Genomic DNA, 21,426 nt, shown 5'->3' on the forward strand with positions numbered 1-21,426 from the left:
TATCTATGGTTTCTATTTCCGCCCTTGTCCAGCACACAGTTAATCTAGCATGCATTCTATATAGGGTTACAGATGCTAACTAGAAACGAGGTGATTGGAATGGCTTGTGTAAAAGTTAAAGCTGTTCATCAACCTGACTTAGTTTTGATCAGTTGGTCTAGAAACCCTCTTGTTGCAGGTTCCCCGCGGAGAATTACTTCGGTTCGTGTCATTGGTAGTTCGCAACCCTGCCGGGCAACATTGGTAAGAAATGGCTTGCTTAGTACGGCATTAGGTTGCTTATTGGACGATTTCAAAATCGTCTATCAAAAAAGAACCACTAGCATAAGTGGGTATTTGTTGCTGCAACGTTTTCGCATTCAATCATAGGTAATGAAGGAGCAGCTTAGGCTGCCGTCATCTTGTACCGTATCTGGCATCAGTAATCACAAAACGTCCAATTTCTTGAGAATAAAAAAAAGGGACCTAGCCAACGGGGCCAGGTCCAAAGTTTATATTAAAAAAGGGGGTCTTGTTTATTATAATACCCTTTCTATGTTAGAGGACTGTAACAGGAATGTTCCAATTGTGTTACAAATTTTTCTCGTTTCCAACCTGAAAGCCGCGCGCCCTATAATTCTCACTTCAGCAGCTTTCGAAGCCCTACCTGCGGTTCCTCCAATGGGAAATATTCCAGCCCCATATGCCCATCAAAACCGGTATCATCAATGGCTTTGAAAATCTGTTCATAATTAAGCTCACCATTGTCCAGTTCATGTCTACCAGGGTTGCCAGCCGCATGGAAATGGCCGATCAATCCGATATTCTCTCGAATGTTAGCGATCACATTGCCTTCCGTGATTTGTTGATGGTAGATATCAAACAAGATCTTCACATAAGGGCTGCCTACTTCGTTGATGATATGGAAAGCTTCTTCCGATGAAGCTAAGAAATACCCTTGATGATTAACACGCGTATTCAGCGGTTCAATCATCAGTGTTACGCCCTCTTTTTCCAAAATAGGCACACACGCCCGCAGCCCCTCAATTAGCGATTGCGTCTGAGCTTCTCGCGACACGCCTTCGAGTGCTTGTCCTACTTGCGAAATGAGCTTGGTGCAATTCAAGCGCTTCGCGACGGCGATCGATTCGACGAGCCCTTCGAGATAGACACTACGCTGAGTTGGATCAACCAAACTCGTGAACTTCGTGCAAAATGTCGAAATCGAAACTCCCGCTTCCGTCACAGCGGCCGCGACAACGTCAATATCCTTTTGCCACCAAGACCAGAACTCAATTGTATCGTAACCGATCTCCTTCAGTTCATTCACACTTTCCCGAAAATCACGCCCTTTATAGAGCGCATCCATACAAACGGAGAGCTTCATCCCAATCCCTCTTTCCATTCTAATCTTTCTCCATTGTATGGTAAAATGAAGCAAATGCCTACGATAAAATGATTTGCTAGGAGTCCTATATGATAAGAACGCTTGCCGTCACAACCGATTATGCTGTGATCCACGATCTCCCTCTTGAGGAATTATCCTCCCCCACAATTCGGTGGTACTGGGTTGATTTCTATAATCCAGATGACAAAGAAGCCTTAAATTTGAAGGATCATTTCCACTTTCATCCCCTCACCATCGAGGACTGTTTTCATTTCATGCAACGACCGAAAGTAGATCACTATCAAGACGTTCATTTCTTCGTCATGCACGCCATCGATCCGAAGACACTGGATGCGGAAGAAGTGGATCTGTATCTCGGCAGCAACTATATTGTCACCTTCCATTTGCATGAATCCAGAGAAATAGAAGATGCTTGGGCCCGGGTGTCCCAGCAAGAAAATCTGCGAAATCAGGGGCAAATCCATGCAGCGTATTTAATTCTAGATAATCTTGTCGATCAATATTTCCCTAGTGTCTATCAAATTGAAGATCTGCTCGATGATATGGAGAATAAAATGAATGCTGAAGCAATCGATGCGTTGATGAACCAGGTTTTTGAAATTCGTTCCCAGCTGTTGAAATTACGTCGTACCATCGTCCCAATGCGTGACCTGCTGTATCGCATTATCAGTACAGATCGCATTGAACAGGTGCGTGAGCATCTCGTTTTTTTCACGGATATTCACGATCATCTACTCAAGCTCTCTGAAATGGTGGACTCCAACCGTGAGATTACAGCGGATATTCGGGATAGCTATATCTCGCTCAACTCGAATCGAATGAATACGATTATGAAAACATTGACGGTCATTACGACGATTTTCATGCCACTAACGTTTATCGCTGGGTTGTATGGGATGAATTTTGCTTACATGCCTGAACTAGAATGGCATTGGGGGTATTTCGCCATACTCGCCATCATGGTTGGCATTGGCATCGGTATGTTTGCGTGGTTCCAGAAGAAGGGCTGGTTTAAATGAGGATGGGAAATGAACCGGTTAACTTCGCTATCGATGATTATACGAATCATTTTCTGGCTACTTATCCCATATACTGTGAATTTCGGACGATTCCGCTTGATCAGGAGCACCAGTTACTGCATTCGCATAACGGATATGAGATCTATCTGGTTTTACAAGGTACAGGCACTTATATCGTTGGTGATCGTTTGTATCCGCTTCATGCAGGCAGCCTTACGATCATTCATCCGAATGTCATTCATCGGCCATTCCACGGACATAGCAAAGAATTTCATCGTTATGTCTTTTCCATAGATGAATCCTATTTAGATCAACTGCACACCATTTGTAAACTGTCTGATCTCTCCATTCCTCGATTACTTGCCGAGCGCCATCCGGATTCTAGTCATTTTTTCCTAAGCGCCCCGCAGTTAGATCGTGTCCAGACCCTACTTGCTGAACTGGCACAGGCACTAGTTAGGCAGGAGATGGGCTATGAGCTAGCTGTGCTGCGATGCATCGCCGACTTTTTCCTTTTTTCTTTTGGATTACAAAATGAGTACACGACAACGCTAACTACAGGTGACCAGTATCTCGCCCGTGATGTGCTTTCCTATTTGATTGCACATTATCAGGAGCCCTTACACATTGAAGATCTTGTGACACATTTCCCGGTCTCACGTTCGCAACTCTTTACGTTGTTTAAAGAGACAACCGGAACGACGATTAAACAGTTCCTGATTGAATATCGGCTGAATAAAGCGAAGCGATTGTTGATGGAGACCGATTTAGCTATCTCGGAAGTCTCAGCTGCCGTCGGGTTTGGCGACATGTCGCATTTCTTCCACGTGTTCAAAAAGGAAACCGGCTTGACGCCGAAGCAGTACAGGGGTGAGGCTTTTAAACGAAACATTAAATCTAACTAGTACCAAACGCTTGCTGCCAGTTATGACCACCTCTGCTGCCAAATAACTGGATTTATGCAGCTAAATTGGCCCGATTCCGCTCGAATTAGGAAATAACTGGATTTCCTGCAGCTAAATTCGGCCAAATAGTTCAATATCGCCTGATTCGGCTAGATTAGCTACATATAATCCATCTAAATTGAAATTAATGGCAACTTCGGCGAAATTAACAGCCTATTTTCCAGTTAAAATGGCGAACGCGCAAAAAGAAGCGCAGGAAAGCATTCCTGCACCTCTTTAACACCTTGCTTACTATACGCTTTCAAGTAAATTCTGAGATAACTGTACGCGATTATTTCGGTAGAAGTCCCACGTCTTTCCTGGCGCTATCGGCACCATGATCGACATCTGCTCCTCCTGAGCACCTATTGTAGCTATCACAGAATTCGCCCCAAGCTGAACATCAGCCGCCAATAGCGTGCCATCAACCTCGCCAAGCGCCCATAATCGTAATGTTCGTATAATGCGGTCCCACATTTCGCTGGATAATCGCTTGGCAGGCGTGATAAATAGCTTCACGGATCAGTTCGACTAGTGCCACAGGAAGAGACTCCGCATAATTTCTCAAGATAAGAACTAATTTCTTCCCTTGAAAATCCGCCATATTCCAGTCCGGTCGATCCATTTCATCCAGTGATTCTTCATAATTGTAGGGCCAAATGCCATATGTGGCTCGCGATGAATCCTTATCCTGCCGCTCCATCACAACTTCAAGGATATCCGCTGATCGTTGAATATTGGCCTGACCGCCATAGCGTAAAAGATCATAATTGCCTCCAAAAGTTGCTCACTACTCATTACTTACTTCTCCTCTCGCAATGCCTCAGCCAAGAGCATTAACACAAGGCCTTGTCCATATAACGTTGGATACGTTGGAATATCATCTTGGTAGGCCTGAATCGTTGGAATCACTGGCGTCCCCCCGGATACCCCCTTCACGATACCATCCTCCGTAATATACGGCACAATCGAAGTAAATACKAGCTCCACGGAGGCGGCTGTCTCTTCAAGACGAGGGATTAATCCCAGCTCCATGCCTTTCATAAGGCCATAAGCAATTCCCGCACTGCCCGACACTTCCCGATAAAAATGTGGTTGATCCATAACCGTACTCCAAAGTCCGTCTTCCTGCTGGTACGTAAGCAGTCCTGACATTAAGCGTCCATATCGTTCCTTAAGCTCATCCGGGATGGCAACAAGCTGATCAATTTCCTTCACGATCATCGGAATCCCAGCAGCAATCCAGGCATTCGCTCTCGTCCATCGCGCCGCTGACATATGATCACCCGAACCGCAATTCCAACCGTGGAATAGCACATTCGTCTCCTCATCCTGCAACAGACGAAGATGGATTAGCACTTGTTTCAACGCTTCCTCCGCGTACACCGTACTGCCCACTAACGACGCTGTGCGTGCTAGGAACAACACAGCCATATAAATCGTATCCGCCCATACCTGCTCAGGGAATGCTACATTTTCCGTGACTGTATGCTCAAAGGCATTCTCTCGCGTTCGCGGTGTGTCCTTAATCAGCCACTCCGCTATCCGAACGGCTTCATCTAGGAACCAAGTGTCATCCGTTAACCGATATAAAGCTGGGAAAATCGCATAAGGAGCGATTGAATTGATCACCTTCGTGCCTTTCGCTTTCTCGCAATTCTGCTTCACCCATTCCTGTAGATAGGCTAATACCTCAGGATTGCGAGTGGCTTCATAGTACTCAAGCATGGCAATGACGCCAACACCAGGCACCCAGTCCCAGTGATGAATGTCCATTCCCCATTCGCCCGAATGGTCCCTTATCATTGCTTGCCATATCTGATGTGCGTGATTTGCATATGTTGAATTCATTGTGTTTAGGCAGCTCCTTTTTATAAAAAGATTACCTAAAGAGTAGCATCAATCGCACCTATGTTGCTTGGGCTTCCGTCCCGAAAACATGGGGAATCGTCCAGAAAAGCAGTAGGACTAATCACGAAACTTTTCCTACGACTCATTAGCCGTTATACTAGATGGATACAAATGGAAAATGGAGGTACTTGACGATGGGTTGGTCCGAATTACAAATGGTGCCTAATGAATACAATGATGAAATGAAACGGATTGATGAATCGCTTCTACAACTGCTAACAGAGCGCAAATCTCTTGCGAAAGGCAGACGATTTTACCCACAAAGGGAAGTCCTCCAAGAATGGTCAACGCGATTCGGTATTGAAATTCCACAAATCAACTGGCTGCTTAACAGTCTGAATGAGAATTATCCTGTCAGGCCGAACGAACCAGGTGATCTAGAGCATGTCATGCCCCTCATGAAGAAGAACGTCATCGGTGACTTTGCATATACATTGACACATGCCATGCAGCACCAGCATAGTAGTATTGTCTACTGTGAAATCAAGCTCATTCAACGCGACGGGCATTATGGTAACTTCCGGCCACAACTCCAGCTCGATATCACAGGCACTGAGCAACACTATCGTGTCATGAGAAATGGTGCTAGTGGCGGCGGAGGTCAAACCCAAATCACCTTCCTTATTTCACCGCGTTTACCTGACAACTTAGAGGGCTTGCATTTTGCCCTAATTCCATATGCCAGCCCACTGGAGTCTCCGCCTAAAGAGATCATTTTGGACCAGGAAGTTCGATTTGATTGAAATGAAGTATACTCACAAAGTAACAGTATACAACCAGTTCTCCCTATTGCACGAACCCGCTTATAGCAAAAAAAGCCCATCAATGGGCTTTTTTTCATTTCATATAAATAATAGGCTACAAGCTACTTCGCTTGTTCTATGTTGCTAATCGCTACCGTTATCGTAAGTGCTGCAAGGTATAGAGCCAGAGGTGAACGTCTGCGCTTTGAGAGTTTTTTACTCAAACTTCATCCCTCCTAAATTTGATCTTTATAAGAAGATTTAACCAATCTAGGGAGGGATGAATCATCCTCATGGCTTTTTATTATGCCTACCAACGGAGACTGCTGCACAATTTCGTCTTAATGGAAGCTTCTGCTTTCATACCGCTTTTCTTAAACAAATCTTTGATTTTCTTCTGCAAATCAGCTTCTTTGCCCTTCACTGCCGACTTCTTAGGCTTAAGTAAATCAACACGGAAAGGTCCCGCTTCCGCCCTCAAAATAGCTCCATCCGTTCGGCACTTGGTATCTAGATCCTGGCCCCATTTGTACCCGGCCTGTAAATTTCCGATCCCAGCCGTAAGTTTGGCCATTGCCTCCAGGGAGAGCTCATTCTTGGCAATATCCTCGAATGGAGAGATTTCAAGTCCAAGCCCTACACCAAACCCAGTGTMCCCGCAGGAAGATACGCCTTCTTCGGTGACGCACACTTTACCACCAATTCCGACAACGGCATACACAGATGCTCCCACACAGAATTGTCCGCAAGGATCCCGGAACATAATCGGGTTGTTATTGACATAGGCATACATATTCGTTTGTCCGCTTTCTAGAAGTAGGGGATCACGTGCTGTCCATCGGCCCGAAAGAGGATCATAGTCACGGAATCCAAAGCGTACAAGTCCCGTATCCCGGTCTTCCAAACCGCCGGCATAACCAATTAACAGTTCAAATCCAGAATCGGAATCGGTTTGCAACACACCATAGCTGTCATAACGTAGTTCCTTCACCACTGCACCGTTCTCATCCATAACCAATTGCGGAGTGCCTACAGCGTCAGTCACTACGTAGTAGCGCTTCCCGCCACGTTCTAGCGCGATAAGCAGCCCCATCTCATTGTAGGAATAGATCGTCGGCTGTCCGCTTGAATCAATGGATGCCGTCATTAATTGCAGGGATTGAGGATTTCCATATACAAATTGTGTCTTGCGTCCCATGCTGTCTTCCTTCGCTACTCTGCGGCCCAGGCCGTCATATGTGTACTTATACGTGCCATTCGTCATAGCGTTCATATAAACAGCGCTCGTCACAGTTGCTTCCAGCAACTCACCTCGTACACCGTAGGTGAACGCATCCGAGCCCCTTTGCGTGAGAAAACCGTCTACATTGAAGGTGTAGGCAAGTGCTCCCACACGCTCCAACACATCGTGCTCTCCATAAGCACTAACCATTTGTGCAGCGCCATTTACCTGACTTGTGATCCGATTTTTATTAGCATCATAGCTGTACGCTTCCGTAGCCGTTATGCCTCCCGGCTCTGTCTGAGTCATGCCTATCTGCTGTCCATCCAGATCGTATTCATAATGAGTGCTCTCTCTGCCTTTCGCTAAATCGACGACAATGTCTGTCACGAAACCTCTCTTATCATACGTGTAGCCTGCCTTGTATATTTGAATTCCCTTCAACACATAGGTGATACTGTCGATTTTGCCATACCTGTCGTAAGCCACTTGAATGTCCATCTTGCCATCAGCTATCGTGCTGACTGCCTTCAATGGACCCCCACGATTGAATTGGAAAGCGCCAAACTTCGTAAGATTATCTTCGTTATCGTATTGGAATGGTGTGTTATACACCACGCCACCGACCGTCATGGCCATATTCGTCATGTTGAAGAAATTATCATAGACATAACTAAACGAAGCGTTGGTTTTGCCCGTCAGCACCATCGATTTGATGTTCTCGCCCGTATAATCATAGGCAATCTTTTGTTGTCTCGCGCTATCCGAAGGCATCGCACTTTCAATTGTTTGGGCCAAATCCGACTGACCCACGTAAGTAAACGTTCGCTGTATATCCCCATCGTTGATACCAACAGGCCGCTTGCCTCCGTTTGATTCTAACACATGGTCAATTACTCGACCGCTGCCCATCGTCGTATTCACCAGATTACGACCGTTATCATACTGAGGATTGTACCACAGCCCAGAATCTTCAGGACCGAAGCCATCGAATTGACCCAGCTTATTGTATTGCTGCTCATACTTTGAACCGTCCGGCAACGTGATTCCTATTAAACTGCCAAGATCATCGTATCCTTTGCGATACACTTTATTGCCTGGCGTTGTGACAGAGACGATCCGTCCAGCAGCGTCATATTCATAGGTCTTTACGCTACCGAAGGCGTCGGACTCCTTCTCAACTAAGTTTTGAGCATTATACGTGTAACTAACCCATTTCTCACCTTGTTGGACCCGCTCCATCCGACCCGCAGTATCGTAGAAGGATTCAATTGGGAAGAGGTCTGTCCCCGGCCATGCCACTTTCTTAATCCTGTCTTTGTCATCGAGATAGGTTTCCGTTTTCGTGCCTTCTGCTGTAATTTCCGTGAATTTACGATTTGCCCCGTCGTATTGGATCGTGAAAACATCACCGTTCAATGTATGCTTGACAGTATACGATACCAACTCGTTGTTATTATTGATTACTGCGGATCGTTCTTCCTTAAGTGTAGTTACATTGCCGTCAGGTGAAGTGTAAGTCAGTTCCGAAACGAATGGCGCATTTTTGCCAAACCTTGAATCCGTCCCGAACTTCTTACTGATCTTAGTACCGTCCGGTAGTGTTGCCATTTCACTCTGCTCATCAATCTTCTCTGTGATCGTTCTGGCCCCGTTCGAATCAGTCAACGTATACAGTGTTTTACCGTCCGCCATCACGGTCTCATACGTCGTAGTACGATTGCTAGGATCCGTAAAGATAACACGAGAACCATTGTTGATGATCGATTTGTGCAATGTTTTGACACCGCCCTCTGGATTGGTCGCCTTCACCAGCAGCCCGCTGTCATCGTAGTCGTACTGGCTTACACCTTGTACTGGATCGGTATACTCGGTGAGCAGTCCTCCTTCATATTGCATTCGATAAGTCTCTCCTGCCGGGTTCGTAATAGAGCTAAGTTCCCCGCTGCTATCCACCTCCAATGTCGTTCGTTGTCCACCTGGCGCGATAATTGCTGTCGGCTTACCTTGCGTGTCACGCTCTATGCGTGTCAGATTTCCACTGCGATCCGATATCGACAGGAGGCGTCCGTCATTATCATAGGAGAATGATTTCAGCATAGCTCCGGACAAGGCACTTTCATTATGCAGGATCTTGCCGGTTGTAAAATCAAAAACATTAACTGACAAGCCATCCTCCTCTGGAATTTCAGCCTGCTGGAGCTTAGACTTATTAACCCGGTAGATACTACCATAATCCGTATATAGATAACCGCCGTTATAGTCAATCGCTGCTAATGAAAGATAAGCTTTAGACGTTGCTCTAACATGCTCGAGGCTAACTTCCTCTACAAGGCCATCCTTCACCTTGTATAGCTTTTCTTGTTCCCAGCTGTTCTTCAATGCTGTGAACATCATGTTGCCTTCTCCATCAATGTACATCTTCAGCATGTAAAATAACGCCTTATTAGCAGCCAAACCGTGACTAATCTCATAACTGCCAGTATACGTATTTGGTGATTTCCCCGCTATCTTGGTTATTACACCATTCGCATTTATTTTTCTTATTCTTGAAGCATACTGCATGTGATTAAAGTTATCATAAATGCGATCATGAATATAAACAGAACCATCCGGTCCTGCTAGGACCGATGCCACTTCCCCAATTGTTTCCTTATTGGCCTTTCCGTTGTCCGCCCCTTCACCGCTGCCCATGAACTGAACGCGGCCGTCAGCGCCAATCCGATAGAAAATATTTTGCCGAGAAATAGGGTTGTTCCCTGACACATATAAGGTTCCATCGGACGCTGCAGCCATGCTGAAGACCGTATACAAATCCGATTCTACGGCTTTAGCCCCATCGATAATATCGCTGTTGACAGTGTTACCTGTTCCCGCAAAAACCGACCAATTCGTCTCGTCTGATTTTTTGAGGTAGATCTGCTTCTTCGTTGGTGAGAACCGATACACGTTCCCGAGAGAGTCTGAACTTACCAACATGTAACTTTCAGCTGGAAATTCTTCACTCTTTTGAAAGCTTCCATCGTGATTTAGACGTGCAACGATTTGAGGATACCAGCCATTCTTAAGGCCTCCGGTTGCTGTAAAATATACGGAATTTCCAGGTCCAGGAGTAATGATTTGACCATCGGGACGGTAGACATCTCCAAGACTAGATAGATCCAGCTTATTCAAGCTTAAATGAGACACAGTTTTCTTGTTTCGGTTTCCTTCATACAGGGTATTCTCTTCGAAACTGAGCATATGATGAGCGTCCAAACTCCACCCAGCGATTCCCACCTGCTCAAACGGATTGTTTGGACTTTCCAAGGAGCCGTACCAGACACGTGAAATGGGTATTGTTGTTGTCTCTCTCACCCCTCCGATTATGACTCCTGAGCCGCTAAGCCGTCCAAAGCTCTGTTGGAAATCACTCGATGCTGCATAATATTGAAGATTGTAGTTATTAGATACAGTAATCTTATAAGGATGTGAGCCGATCAGCTTCCGCGTGTAAGCATCTATACCATCCCACTGGAACGTATGGGTGACATTAGGAGCCGGATTGAAGATTTTCCTGAACGATTTACCTCCGATTTCGACTGTGACCGTCATGGAACGCAGCGAACTAGGAACGGATTCTCCGCTAACTGGTATCGTAAGCTTTGACCTACTCTTGTACCCCGGGGTTCTCGTACTGCTATAATTCAGGTTCATTCCTGTGCCTTCAATTGGAATCGCTTGCCCTAAGCTTTGATTCTGGCAGCCAATAATGGATCCCGTTTGTTCACAAGGGTCTAACTCCTTATCCTCACTGTTCGGGTCTTTGTCAACAGGAGGCTCTGCATCAGGAGGTGGACCATATGGCCAATTACAATCCCAAGGGGTGAAATGTTCAATTGGCACGCGCCACAAGCTTTGACCAGCTGTGTACATACCTGCTAACTGCTGTCTTTCCTTATCCGTAAAGCCAAGGGCTCCCAGCTTATCTGCACTGTCAATTGCTCCATCCCCATCCGAATCGATGGCGGCAATTCCCTCGTCAACACTTAGGATGCGGATGACCTTTCCGTTGTCCGACGCAACCCAACGTCCAGCTTCACGGTCGTAATAACCCATGGGTACAGCCTCACCGACAGGGAATTTCAGGTAATTTTCCACATAATAATATAAGGGTTGATTAAAACGAACCTCAGTCGCTCCCGCTTGCACAGCCTCATCAGCAGAAAGTTCGACGGCATGGGTGTAGCCAACAAAATCAGGAAGGTCACCTGGCATTGCCCTCATCCCATTCTCCCCGACAGTGTATTCCGTCGCACGAAGGTGGATTTCAGCCAGCGGCACGCTCGATCCATCCGGCAACATCATAGTTGCAGACGTCCCCTCTGGAAAAATTACCGTAGGCTGCCTAGTGCCATCTGCATCAGTTACTTGGGAACCTTGGGCCGCTTGAACATGCCCAGCCGTATTCAAATCAACAACAGTTACCTTGGTGTCGTATAGGTTCAGCACCACATCCGGCAGTGTCTCGTATCTCCCGGCAATTACGGTTACTTTACGCTGAACAGGCATGTATCCCTCTTTGGTTAATTCAATCGTCAGGACGCCGCCTCCATTTACCGCTAGATCGAACATCCCGTCGGCACGGCTCMTCGTTACACCCAACTCATTATGGTCGAGAATGCTAATAAGAACGCCTGCCAATGGCTGGTGGACCGTATCCAGCACTTGGCCACGGACAACAGAAACGAGACTAGCTTCTATAGCTCCTTCAGCGACCCCCGTCTGCACAGGCTCACTTCCCGCATACAGAAACTCAACTGTAGAATGGAATGTTGGCAGCGCGGTCGTCGGTATTTGCGTAGCTACCTCAACAGGATCCGGCGTACCACTTGATTCTTTCGGCGTAAGCGTGATCGGGACGGATCGGTCCGAGCGTTGGCCGACTGAATCCATCGCTGTCACGGTGAAGCTATATGCCGTGCCATTACTCAAGCCTGTAACAGAAGCTTCCGTCACTTTCCCCAATTGGGGGCCGTTCATCCAGGAAACACCGTTGTCTGAGGAATAGTGAACCTCATAACCCGCTAGGTTAGCCTCGCTGTTCGCCAACCATTGTAACGTAACCAGCGTATTACCAGCCTTACCTGTTAGGCCTGAAGGTGCAGCAGGTTTTGTTCCTACTTGAGGAGCTTGCGGTGTCGCGCTCACCTCGACAGACTTCACTGACTCGTTACCTGAAGTATCCACCGCTGTGATCGCGAATAGATAGGTCACCCCGTTCGTGAGTCCACTCACAGAATACGTTGTCGCGCTTCCGCCAGCTACGTTGGCTCTTGAGGTCCAAGTTGCACCATTGTCGGTCGACACATACACCTTATACCCCATCAAATCGCTCTCCGTGTTCGCCGCCCAGCTTAAACTCACCACACTATCGCCAGCCGTGCTGGTCAAAGCGACAGGAGCGTTCGGCGGAGTGGTATCACGGTTCCCATTGTTATTTCCCGAGCCTGATCCTCCGCCACCCCCACTGCTTCCTCCAGCGATAACAGGCCGTGCGCCATCAATTGAAACATGACCTATCGTTAACGATTGTCTTGCACCTAATGATGTAAACGTCTGAAGGGCGTCATATTTATGACAGCTGCAGTCTGTTAACTGAGATTGCTCCGAATCCAGCAGCGACAAACCTGGAAACGTTGAAGGGCTCGCTCCATAAATAACCGCGGTTCCCCCGCCTTCTGCAGCGGTTCGCGACAAGCTCGCATCCTCAACAAGCGTCAACCGATACGTCTTATCTGGCAGCACATTGGCGCGGAACGTACCATCCAAACCCGTGACTGCATAGAACGTTGGGTTCGTCGTAAACGATAGGAAAGCGCCAACCGCCGGCTTGCCGTCCTCACCCAGGACGGTTCCTTCGATTTGCGCGGATGGCTGAGCTGTAAGTGCCAGATCCGTTCGTCCCTTCTCATACACGACAGACTGATAACCTGCATATCCTTCTTTCACGACATGTACATCGTAATTTCCATAAGGAATCGAAGCCGCCCAAGCACCCTGATCATTCGTACGTCCCCAAGCCTTGTACATCCGCTTCCCTTTCTCGTGAATGAACACATCCGCACCTTGCAATAGCGATCCATCCGTTTGGCTGACCTTAATCGTGAGCGGTGCAGACGCTACATCATCACCTAAGCTCGCAAGCTTCTTAGCCCGATGAAGAATAACAGCCACTTCCGCCCTCGTGATGTTTCGCTGGCCCTGGAAGGTGTTATCCTCATAACCCTGCATGACGCCTGCTTCAACCAAGGCAGCAACGGATGTCAGAGCCCATACAGGAATCAAGCTCTTGTCACGTAAGGTCAACGATCCGGCCACTGGCTGTTGTACCACCCGGTTCAGCATCACCGCTGACTCTTGGCGGGTAACTTCGGMTTCTGGTCTGAATTGGCCTGCTTCATTACCTTGAACAATACCTAGACGTGCTGCCCGGCGAACTTCCTCCGCAAACCACTCTTGCCCAACGTCTTGGAAAACTGGAGCTTGCGTATCCGGCAGTTTCATGGAAGTTGACTGCACGAAACGAAGCAGCATTACGGCGATTTCCGCCCGTGTAACCGTACGTTCAGCTCGAAATGTGCCATCCTCGTATCCTTGGATAACACCGAGCTTTGTCATCTCGGCGACCGATTCCTTCGCCCACTCGGGCATATGTTCCTCCGGCTTTTGTATACTTAAACCGTCATCACCGGCCATGACCTGCTCAACTCCGTAAGGAAGAAATACCTGAAGGCATACGGACAAGGTAAGCAGTATGGCACTCAGCTTTTTCGTCATTCGTTTATTCAACAAACTCATTTAAACACCACCTCACTAGCGTCATTCTGGGCCTATCTCATATTACGTATCGCATTAATAAACAATAGAATGGCTCCAACCACAACGAAAGTGCCACCCAGGGACGTTGCGATGATGAATCCTGGGTTTTCCGTATAGAGTAGCCCGGCGAGTCCGGCCATCATGAGCGGAATACCGCTCATATGCAGCCAATAATGCGTCTTACCTAGCAAGGAATTCCCTGCAGCAGGAAACAGGTGATACAGAATACCGCCAAGCGCCATGGACACCCATCCCAATAAGTTAATGTGCGCATGCACGGGGGAAAACGTGTAAACTTTGGATATCGACATAGCCATTCCCATAACCACGCCAATAACAAAATATAATGTAGACCAGACTATCATTCTCCTTGCCATATTCATCCACCCTTTTTAGTTGTGATCTCTTTCGGACTTACCCCATTTTGATGCCACCGTTCACACTCGTACATGTACCTGTAAGGAATCGACTTTCCTCACTAGCTAAGAAAGCAATCACACCTGCCACATCATCTGGAACAGCTACCCTCTGAAGCGGTGTCATGGCAGCGAGCTGCTGTTTAACCGATTCTGGCGTAACACTTGATGCATCCGTTTGGACGAGTCCAGGCGAGACCACATTGGCCGTAATTCCATAGGGCGCATTCTCCAAAGCTACGTATTTGGCAAACGCATTTAATGCTGATTTTGCCGTACCATGCGCCCCCATATAAGGCAGCGGCCCATCCGCTGCATCACTGGAAATATAGATAATTCTCCCATATTTTCTAGCAGCCATCCCAGGCACAATTGCTTGTGTTAATGTAAAATTCGCCTTCATCTCATCATTGAGCTTCTGGGCGAACTCCTCCCAAAGCATTCCGATCAGCGGTTTCATTACGAAGCTCATATGGGCATTGCTAACCAGAATATCGATGTCTCCAAGTGTTGATTGAATGCGAGTTACAACCTCATTCACCTGTTCTGCATCGCGCACATCTGCCCTAGCCAGCATGGCTTCCCCGCCAGCGTTGCGAATCTGATCTACGATTGCCTGGGCAGCCGCCTCTTGTTGAATATAATTTACGGCAACCTTAGCCCCCTGCTTAGCTAGCATAAGAGCTGCAGCCGCTCCGATTCCTCGAGCCCCTCCGGATACGAATGCTACTTTTCCAACTAAATTTGTCATTGAAATGACCTCCTATTATGAAATGTGTTGTTCTTCCTAGATCAATGTGGATCGTTCACATGGGTTTGGTAATCATTAGAATGATTAATACAATACCTAAGATAGATGCCGTGTTGTAAAGCCTATTGGCTTTAGTAAGCAGAAAGCTTTTGTTCGTATGCTTTTCTGGATCAAGAGACTTGGTATCTTCTTCGCTCAGCAATTGATTCAATTGACTCATGACAGGTGTCAGCACGCCTACCGCAACAAACTGAATAAGCACGTATAGCACTAGGGAAATCAGAATCCATAAATCCGAGAATTTCCACCCTGCCAAGGCGACGAGCGCCACACCTGTAACGACAGCAATGGAACCGCCAATTTTCGGGAAATAGTTGAGTTTCTGAAAAAGCGCCAGAGATTGCCGTAGCTGTTCATCGTTCTGGCTCCTTCTGAGCAAAATATGACCAAAGTAAGTTGGTCCAATGCCAACAATTGCTGACACGATATGAATTAATACAAGCCATTTCATGTGATCTTCCCCCATCTTTCCTATACTCGCAAACAAGCTTCTGGTTGGTTGTAGGCAATCAAGCCATTCCTCCTTTCGTTCAACCACCTAAGCCAGTCGGCTTACTTAACAAATAATTTAACACGGCCATTTTTATTTCTAAATTATACGATCGTATAATATCCGACCTATACTTGGCTGAAGCCAGCAGTTGCAGAACCCAAAAAGCCCACACCCCGAACGGGTGTGAGCTTCATGAATCAGGTATTCATGCTTAGAAACGGTTTGTTCCATCCTTGAAAAAGGAGGTTCTGAGATCAGCTTATCAGCGGATTACTGGCAAGCAGCTTGATCAATTGCGTCCTTCCCTTTACAGAGAGCTTGCTGTAGATAGAACTAACATGCTTCTTAACAGTAATTTCACTGACATACAGGGATCTGGCAATTTCCAAATTGGTCAACCCATCGAGAACAAGCGCAACAACCTCCCGTTCCCGCTTCGTCAGCTGCAAATCCTGTCCACTGGATACGTGCAGCTCATCCGGGAATCCGCCTCTTTTTAATAAAAATCGTAGAAATGCCTCCAGCTTATCTCCGCGGGTATCCAGCACAAAGGTCGGGGTAGGTGTCTTGTCATCATAGTTCTGATGAATAATTCCCGGTGCCAATTGAAAACCGAGATTCAAATGCGCTTCATAAAAAAATCCCAGGGGGGGCGGGGACGTAATGAATATACCGCCTGAACACATATACGAAAACATCAAATACATCGTCTCAATGACCATATCTGGATTTTGCCAATCTACGTAATCAATGGTCCGTATAAACCATCCAGCCTTGTCAGGAGGTTCACCCTCCAGAAGTTTGATTTCATCTTGCGACAGGGAGGATAAATAGGGTTTCGCGAACGGATCATCCATCAGAACAGGCAACGTCGACTTGTCTATAGGAACGATTACAGCGAGACCTGCCACTCTTCCATCTGCGGAGCGAAGGAGCATGGCCGCCTGTTGGTCAAGCTGGACCCACGTGTGCAAATCCAAATGCTTGATCGTCAGCGTCATATCCTCCTTCCCGACGAACTCATCGTAGAACTCATCCGTCTCCGGATCCATACCCGCCAGTGTTAGCGGAGTCGCTTCATCCAGCCTTAAACGCATATAAGCTTCGCCTTCGTGCAGATTAGCTAGCGTCAATGGCTCCCATGTGTACTGGCCTCTGGAATAAGATTGAATAAGTGCTCGAATGAGCGGTATGCCCGTATAATAAAAAAGCTCTCCCACTTCCCAATCGGTTCTTCGATAGGGTGCGGAATGTCGAATCCGTGCTGCATAATATTGCGCTGCCCGTCCCCTTAACCGTTCAAAATAAGCGGGGGTTCGCTCTTCCAGCTGCTTGCGCATCGCGAGCCGCATTAAGTCGTGCAGCATCCAGCCGCGTTCTGTCTTGCGAACAAAAGACAACGAGATCAAGTGACCGAAGGTCTCGTCATCAATTTCCTGGTCCATACTAACCTGCAATACTTCGCGATTGATACGAAGCAGGACCGCCGCCGCTTCTACCACTTTGCGTAGATGAGCATCAGGCACCTCGCGCAGCCACGCCTTGGCTAGATGATCAAACCATCCTGTTTCATCTGTTGACGTATGCATCCAGTCCACATTGGGATTAACATCAGCAGCCAGCGAAAGAGCCAGCGGATGACCGCCTGTTTTAAACAAGATTCGTTCGATTTGTTGGCCATCGGTAATCCCGCATTGTTGCAAATAGGCCGCACTTTCCGCATGAGTCAAATTTCCGAGCGGCATAAATCGTATTCGTTCCCGGAGGGCGGGGGAAACGGTCCATGTCCCCTTCAGCTTATAACGGCCAGCGATCAGCAGCAGCATGTTGTCTGGCAGCCATTTAATAAAATGATCCCGAAGCCAGCCGTCCAACTCACCCATTTCCTCATAGGTGTCTAACGCTAGGACTATCTTTGCTTCTGAAGCTAACTGTTTCAGCTTGATCAAGCAGGCTTCCAGCGGATCCCGATGCAGTACCCTCCCACCCGGTGTCAGCTGCACAAGCAGCTCACGACACAACAAATCACCCTTATGATTAAAGTCACGRCTATCCAAATACAGCATGATGACCCCTGCCCGCAGTGCCTGCCTGCGAAACGAATCGAGTAGAAAACTTTTTCCGACACCAGCTGTACCATACAGGTTCCAGATGGTTTTACCTTCTAAGGCACCCTCTGTGAGATTGCGTCTAAAATGCTCCAGCTGCTCACTCCGACCTGCAATAAACTGATCCTGGCGCTCATCGATCATACTCATTGTTGTCAAGTGAGGGCTTGAAATCGGTGCTTCCTTTTCATTTGCCATGAGCCCTCCATATAAGCTAACCTAGCTGAATTTTATACAAATTTTAACACAATTCTTAAGATTAATTAAGACCGTCCTCGGGGGATCAGAACAAAAAAAGGAACCCAGCCAACAGGGCCCCTCCTCATTATTTAATACCCGAATGCATAAAACTTTCTACAAATTGACGCTGAAAGACGAAAAATGCGGTTAATAACGGCAGGATGACCAACACGGTAGCCGCTGTTACCGTCCCCCATTGCGCGCCTGTCTCAAACGATTGGGCAAAAATCGCAATCCCGACCGTGAGCGGTCTCGTTTCGATAGAGTTCGTGATGATCAGCGGCCACATGAAATCGTTCCAGTGCGCGCTGACGGAGATTAAACCAAACGCGATATAGGTCGATTTGGCTGAAGGCAGATACACGTGCCAAAGCGTTTGCCACCAACGACAGCCGTCCATTCTTGCAGCTTCGTCTAAATCCATTGGGATTTGCTTAAACGTTTGCCTAAGCAAGAAAACACTGAACGAAGACGCCCAATACGGCAGCATGATCGCCAACTTCGTATCAACCAGGCCCAACTCTTTCATGATCGTGTAATTCGGAAAAATGAGAATGTCAGGCGGTATCATGATTTGGACAAGAAAGAGCATGAACATAACGCCTCGACCTACGAAATTTAATCTGGCAAAAGCATACGCCGCAAGCGTAGCGGTAATCAGTTGTGCAGCCAGCACACCAAGTACAATGATGATCGTATTGGAATAGTAGCGAAGAAAGGTGATGGTTTCCCAAGCTATCTTGTAGTTTTGGAAGGTGGGATGATGAACCGCAAAGGGGTTTACTCGGGTAATGACTTCACTCGACGGCGTAAATGAAGTAAAGACAGCCCATACGAGCGGTACAGCAAAAGCGATCGCCAGCAGCGCGATGACCAAACGATTAGTGACCCTTACGACCATGATGCTGACTCCTTTCTAGTAATGGATCCGTTTATCCAGAAATGCATAATTAAAGATGGAAATACTAAGTAAGATAACGAGCAGCACGACGGTAAGGACCGATGCTTTTCCCATATCCCAAAAGCTGAAAGCCGTCTCATAAATATGATATAACAGCAAATTACTTGCGTTATTCGGACCACCTTTGGTCATAATGTACAGGTGATCTACCAATTTAAACGAATTCGTCGTCGCGATCACCATCACGAATAGCGTTGTCGGCATTAAGAGTGGAAACGTCAGCTTACGGAAAGTTTGAAAGGGGCGTGCGCCCTCCATTTCCGCAGCTTCGTACACTTCTTTCGGTAAATTTTGCAAGCCAGCTAAATAAAAAATCATAAAAAATCCAGTTTCTTTCCATATCACCATCAGCATCATCGAAATGAGAACCCAATGCGGATCTCCTAGCCAATGCTGAGTCGGTATGCCAAACACACTTAAAAACTTATCGAGCAAGCCATAGCTGGGTGTATAAATAAACAGCCATATATTGGCGATAGCAATCATCGGAATGACCGTTGGATAGAAAAAGAGTGCACGCAGCAAACCTGTGCCTCTGAGTTTATTATTGACCCATACGGCTACATACATGGCTAGTAARATACTCACCGGAACCGTGCCGATCGCAAGCAGCACATTATTTCTTAACACTTTCAAAAAAATATCGTCTTGAAAGACATGCACATATTGATCCAACCCGACAAACGTTTTGTCGGTGAAATCGGAGCTGTAGAAGCTCCAATAGATCGATTTTAAGATGGGGTAAAACGTAAATAAGCCTAAAAATAAGAGTGAGGGTATGAGCAATGCATAGGCGAAACTATTTTCTCTCCAGTTGATCTTCCTTTTTGTTCGAAGTGACGGTTGCATCAAGGAAATTCCCTCTTTCTCACAAGTCGTGAAAGCCTGAGGCAGGGAAGCGCAGGCCACTAACATGGAGTTAATCTCCGTTAGCCGAACGCTTCCCTGCCGTTTGTACGTTTACTTGCTGCTATTTTTGAAAGCTTTCAAAATGTCATCCGCTTGCTGTTGGGATTTATCCAAAGCTTCTTTCGGCGTCATCGTTCCTAGCAAAGCTGCTTGGATGTTATCGTTAAATAGTTTCGTTACTTGACCGTTTTGGTATGTCGAAAGCTCGCTGTCCGCATATTGGAGTTGATCTCTAGCAACAGCCGCTTGCGGGAAATCCTTAATGTAGTTTTTCAGCTTGTCTGTCTCATAAGCAGCTTTCGTCGTGCCTACATAACCAGTATCGATTGACCATTGCGCTACACGATCTGGCTGTGTCAAGAACTGAATGAATTTAACGGATGCAGCTTTCCGGTCATCTGGAATATTTTTGAATACATACAGATTGCCGCCGCCTGTCGGTGAACCATATTTTTTGTTGGCTGGCAGGAACGCTACACCAAAGTTGAATTTCGCATCGGTTTTGACTTTGGTCAGATTTCCTGTTGTATGATACATCATAGCCGTTTTCCCGCTAATGAAATCGGAAGGCACGGTTGCCCACTCCAGTGTACCTTCTGGCATAACTTTATCCTTGCGACCTAAATCCGTGTAAAATTGCAGAGCTTCCTGCACTTCCGGCTTATTGAAGAATACTTGCTTGCCGTCAGCTGAAACAATATTGGTGCCTGTTTGAAGGGATAATGCTTGCGTCATCCAATACTGATAACCCGTGCTCGGGATTTCAAGCCCCCATTGCGATTTGTCACTGGTCGTGAGCTTAGCTGCATATTCTTTCAGTTCCGTCCAATTCTTAGGCGCCTTCTCCGGATCAAGACCTGCTTTTTTAAATAAATCCTTGTTGTAGTACAGCACGATCGTACTACGTTGGAACGGTACGCTCCATACCGTATCGCCAGACTTGGTGTTCCCCATAAATGCTTCATAGAAGCCGCTAAAATACTCCTTGGAGAAGCGCGGTGTCAGATCTTCAATGGCTTTCATGGAAATCAAGCTATACAAATCGGTCGAAAGCAGCACGGCTACGTCTGGCGAGTTGCCCCCCTGTACAGCTGTTGCAACCTTGGTCATCGTATCTTGATAGCTGCCGCCATATACGGGTTTTACCGTAATGGTTGGATTCTCTTTGTGGAAATCATCAGCAAGCTGATCAATCAGCTTCGTAATCGGACCACCTACCGCTACTGGAAAGTAAAATTGCAGTTCAACTGGCTTCGTGTTCGCTGTTGCTCCCGCGCTTGCCGTCGGGGATGTCGATGCTGCAGCTGTCTTGGTATCCGTGTTGCTCTCACCCTTCGCGCAAGCTGTTGCTACCAGGGTTACCATCAGTAATGATACGAGTGCTTTTTTCATTGTTTTTCC

At 47.0% G+C, this 21,426-nt stretch carries 15 protein-coding genes; 3 read left to right on the top strand and 12 right to left on the bottom strand.

From position 1 onward, the window contains the following. Positions 1 to 619: 619 nt before the first annotated feature. Complete coding sequence (locus tag AC1DLM_RS13730; protein WP_441988697.1) at positions 620 to 1,384, bottom strand: hydroxypyruvate isomerase family protein; 765 nt, start codon at positions 1,382 to 1,384, stop codon at positions 620 to 622. 71 nt (positions 1,385 to 1,455) lie between these two features. Here AC1DLM_RS13730 and corA point away from each other — a divergent pair, with 71 nt between their 5' ends. Together corA and AC1DLM_RS13740 are read left to right on the top strand one after the other, a co-directional pair. Beyond that, positions 1,456 to 2,406, top strand: coding sequence for a magnesium/cobalt transporter CorA (gene corA / locus AC1DLM_RS13735; RefSeq protein ID WP_441988696.1), 951 nt, complete (start codon positions 1,456 to 1,458; stop codon positions 2,404 to 2,406). Next, positions 2,403 to 3,311 carry a helix-turn-helix domain-containing protein gene (locus AC1DLM_RS13740; protein WP_441988695.1) on the top strand — a complete coding sequence of 303 codons (909 nt, stop codon included), beginning with the start codon at positions 2,403 to 2,405 and terminating at the stop codon, positions 3,309 to 3,311. Before corA ends, AC1DLM_RS13740 begins: the two co-directional genes overlap by 4 nt. 291 nt (positions 3,312 to 3,602) lie before the next feature. On the opposite strand, the gene AC1DLM_RS13745 is transcribed toward AC1DLM_RS13740, so the two are convergent. From AC1DLM_RS13745 to AC1DLM_RS13755, 3 genes are all read right to left on the bottom strand, one after another. Then, positions 3,603 to 3,731: a hypothetical protein gene (locus AC1DLM_RS13745; protein WP_477570280.1), complete on the bottom strand. Its 129-nt coding sequence runs from the start codon at positions 3,729 to 3,731 to the stop codon at positions 3,603 to 3,605. 43 nt (positions 3,732 to 3,774) lie between these two features. Beyond that, entirely contained in the window at positions 3,775 to 4,056 is a 282-nt protein-coding gene (locus tag AC1DLM_RS13750) for a hypothetical protein (protein WP_477570281.1), read from the bottom strand. Between the two features lie 95 nt (positions 4,057 to 4,151). After that, complete coding sequence (locus tag AC1DLM_RS13755; protein WP_477570282.1) at positions 4,152 to 5,201, bottom strand: glycoside hydrolase family 88/105 protein; 1,050 nt, start codon at positions 5,199 to 5,201, stop codon at positions 4,152 to 4,154. Positions 5,202 to 5,395: 194 nt separating this feature from the next. Between AC1DLM_RS13755 and AC1DLM_RS13760 the strand changes: the two genes are divergently transcribed. Further along, positions 5,396 to 6,004: a hypothetical protein gene (locus tag AC1DLM_RS13760; protein WP_477570283.1), complete on the top strand. Its 609-nt coding sequence runs from the start codon at positions 5,396 to 5,398 to the stop codon at positions 6,002 to 6,004. A 310-nt stretch (positions 6,005 to 6,314) separates the two neighbouring features. Here AC1DLM_RS13760 and AC1DLM_RS13765 read toward each other — a convergent pair whose 3' ends face one another. The 8 genes from AC1DLM_RS13765 to AC1DLM_RS13800 all read right to left on the bottom strand — a co-directional run bounded on the left by AC1DLM_RS13765 (position 6,315) and on the right by AC1DLM_RS13800 (position 21,417). Next, positions 6,315 to 14,066 carry an S-layer homology domain-containing protein gene (locus tag AC1DLM_RS13765; protein WP_477570284.1) on the bottom strand — a complete coding sequence of 2,584 codons (7,752 nt, stop codon included), beginning with the start codon at positions 14,064 to 14,066 and terminating at the stop codon, positions 6,315 to 6,317. A gap of 32 nt (positions 14,067 to 14,098) precedes the next feature. Continuing rightward, positions 14,099 to 14,464 carry a cytochrome-c oxidase gene (locus tag AC1DLM_RS13770; protein ID WP_477570285.1) on the bottom strand — a complete coding sequence of 122 codons (366 nt, stop codon included), beginning with the start codon at positions 14,462 to 14,464 and terminating at the stop codon, positions 14,099 to 14,101. A 37-nt stretch (positions 14,465 to 14,501) separates the two neighbouring features. Further along, the gene (locus AC1DLM_RS13775; protein WP_477570286.1) at positions 14,502 to 15,254 is read right to left on the bottom strand and encodes an SDR family oxidoreductase; all 753 of its coding nucleotides are present in this window, start codon (positions 15,252 to 15,254) and stop codon (positions 14,502 to 14,504) included. Positions 15,255 to 15,309: 55 nt separating this feature from the next. Next, positions 15,310 to 15,765, bottom strand: coding sequence for a DUF2269 family protein (locus AC1DLM_RS13780; RefSeq protein WP_477570287.1), 456 nt, complete (start codon positions 15,763 to 15,765; stop codon positions 15,310 to 15,312). A 296-nt stretch (positions 15,766 to 16,061) separates the two neighbouring features. Beyond that, the gene (locus tag AC1DLM_RS13785; RefSeq protein ID WP_477570288.1) at positions 16,062 to 18,113 is read right to left on the bottom strand and encodes a LuxR C-terminal-related transcriptional regulator; all 2,052 of its coding nucleotides are present in this window, start codon (positions 18,111 to 18,113) and stop codon (positions 16,062 to 16,064) included. A gap of 127 nt (positions 18,114 to 18,240) precedes the next feature. Then, a complete protein-coding gene (locus AC1DLM_RS13790) occupies positions 18,241 to 19,056 on the bottom strand; it encodes a carbohydrate ABC transporter permease (RefSeq protein ID WP_477570289.1) in 816 nt (271 codons plus the stop codon). A 15-nt stretch (positions 19,057 to 19,071) separates the two neighbouring features. Continuing rightward, positions 19,072 to 19,965 (bottom strand): carbohydrate ABC transporter permease, encoded by an 894-nt coding sequence (locus tag AC1DLM_RS13795; protein ID WP_236289052.1) that lies wholly within the window; start codon positions 19,963 to 19,965, stop codon positions 19,072 to 19,074. A gap of 111 nt (positions 19,966 to 20,076) precedes the next feature. After that, a complete protein-coding gene (locus AC1DLM_RS13800; RefSeq protein WP_477570290.1) occupies positions 20,077 to 21,417 on the bottom strand; it encodes an ABC transporter substrate-binding protein in 1,341 nt (446 codons plus the stop codon). Between the last annotated feature and the right edge of the window lie 9 nt (positions 21,418 to 21,426).

The organism is Paenibacillus sp. 01T442, assembly GCF_056398345.1.

Coding starts and splice junctions, on each gene's coding strand:
- AC1DLM_RS13740 (WP_441988695.1), top strand. CDS start 2,403: ATGAGGATGGGAAATGAACCGGTTAACTTCGCTATCGATGATTATACG.
- AC1DLM_RS13780 (WP_477570287.1), bottom strand. CDS start 15,765: ATGAAATGGCTTGTATTAATTCATATCGTGTCAGCAATTGTTGGCATT.
- AC1DLM_RS13800 (WP_477570290.1), bottom strand. CDS start 21,417: ATGAAAAAAGCACTCGTATCATTACTGATGGTAACCCTGGTAGCAACA.
- AC1DLM_RS13770 (WP_477570285.1), bottom strand. CDS start 14,464: ATGGCAAGGAGAATGATAGTCTGGTCTACATTATATTTTGTTATTGGC.
- AC1DLM_RS13790 (WP_477570289.1), bottom strand. CDS start 19,056: ATGGTCGTAAGGGTCACTAATCGTTTGGTCATCGCGCTGCTGGCGATC.
- AC1DLM_RS13760 (WP_477570283.1), top strand. CDS start 5,396: ATGGGTTGGTCCGAATTACAAATGGTGCCTAATGAATACAATGATGAA.
- AC1DLM_RS13775 (WP_477570286.1), bottom strand. CDS start 15,254: ATGACAAATTTAGTTGGAAAAGTAGCATTCGTATCCGGAGGGGCTCGA.
- corA (WP_441988696.1), top strand. CDS start 1,456: ATGATAAGAACGCTTGCCGTCACAACCGATTATGCTGTGATCCACGAT.
- AC1DLM_RS13730 (WP_441988697.1), bottom strand. CDS start 1,384: ATGGAAAGAGGGATTGGGATGAAGCTCTCCGTTTGTATGGATGCGCTC.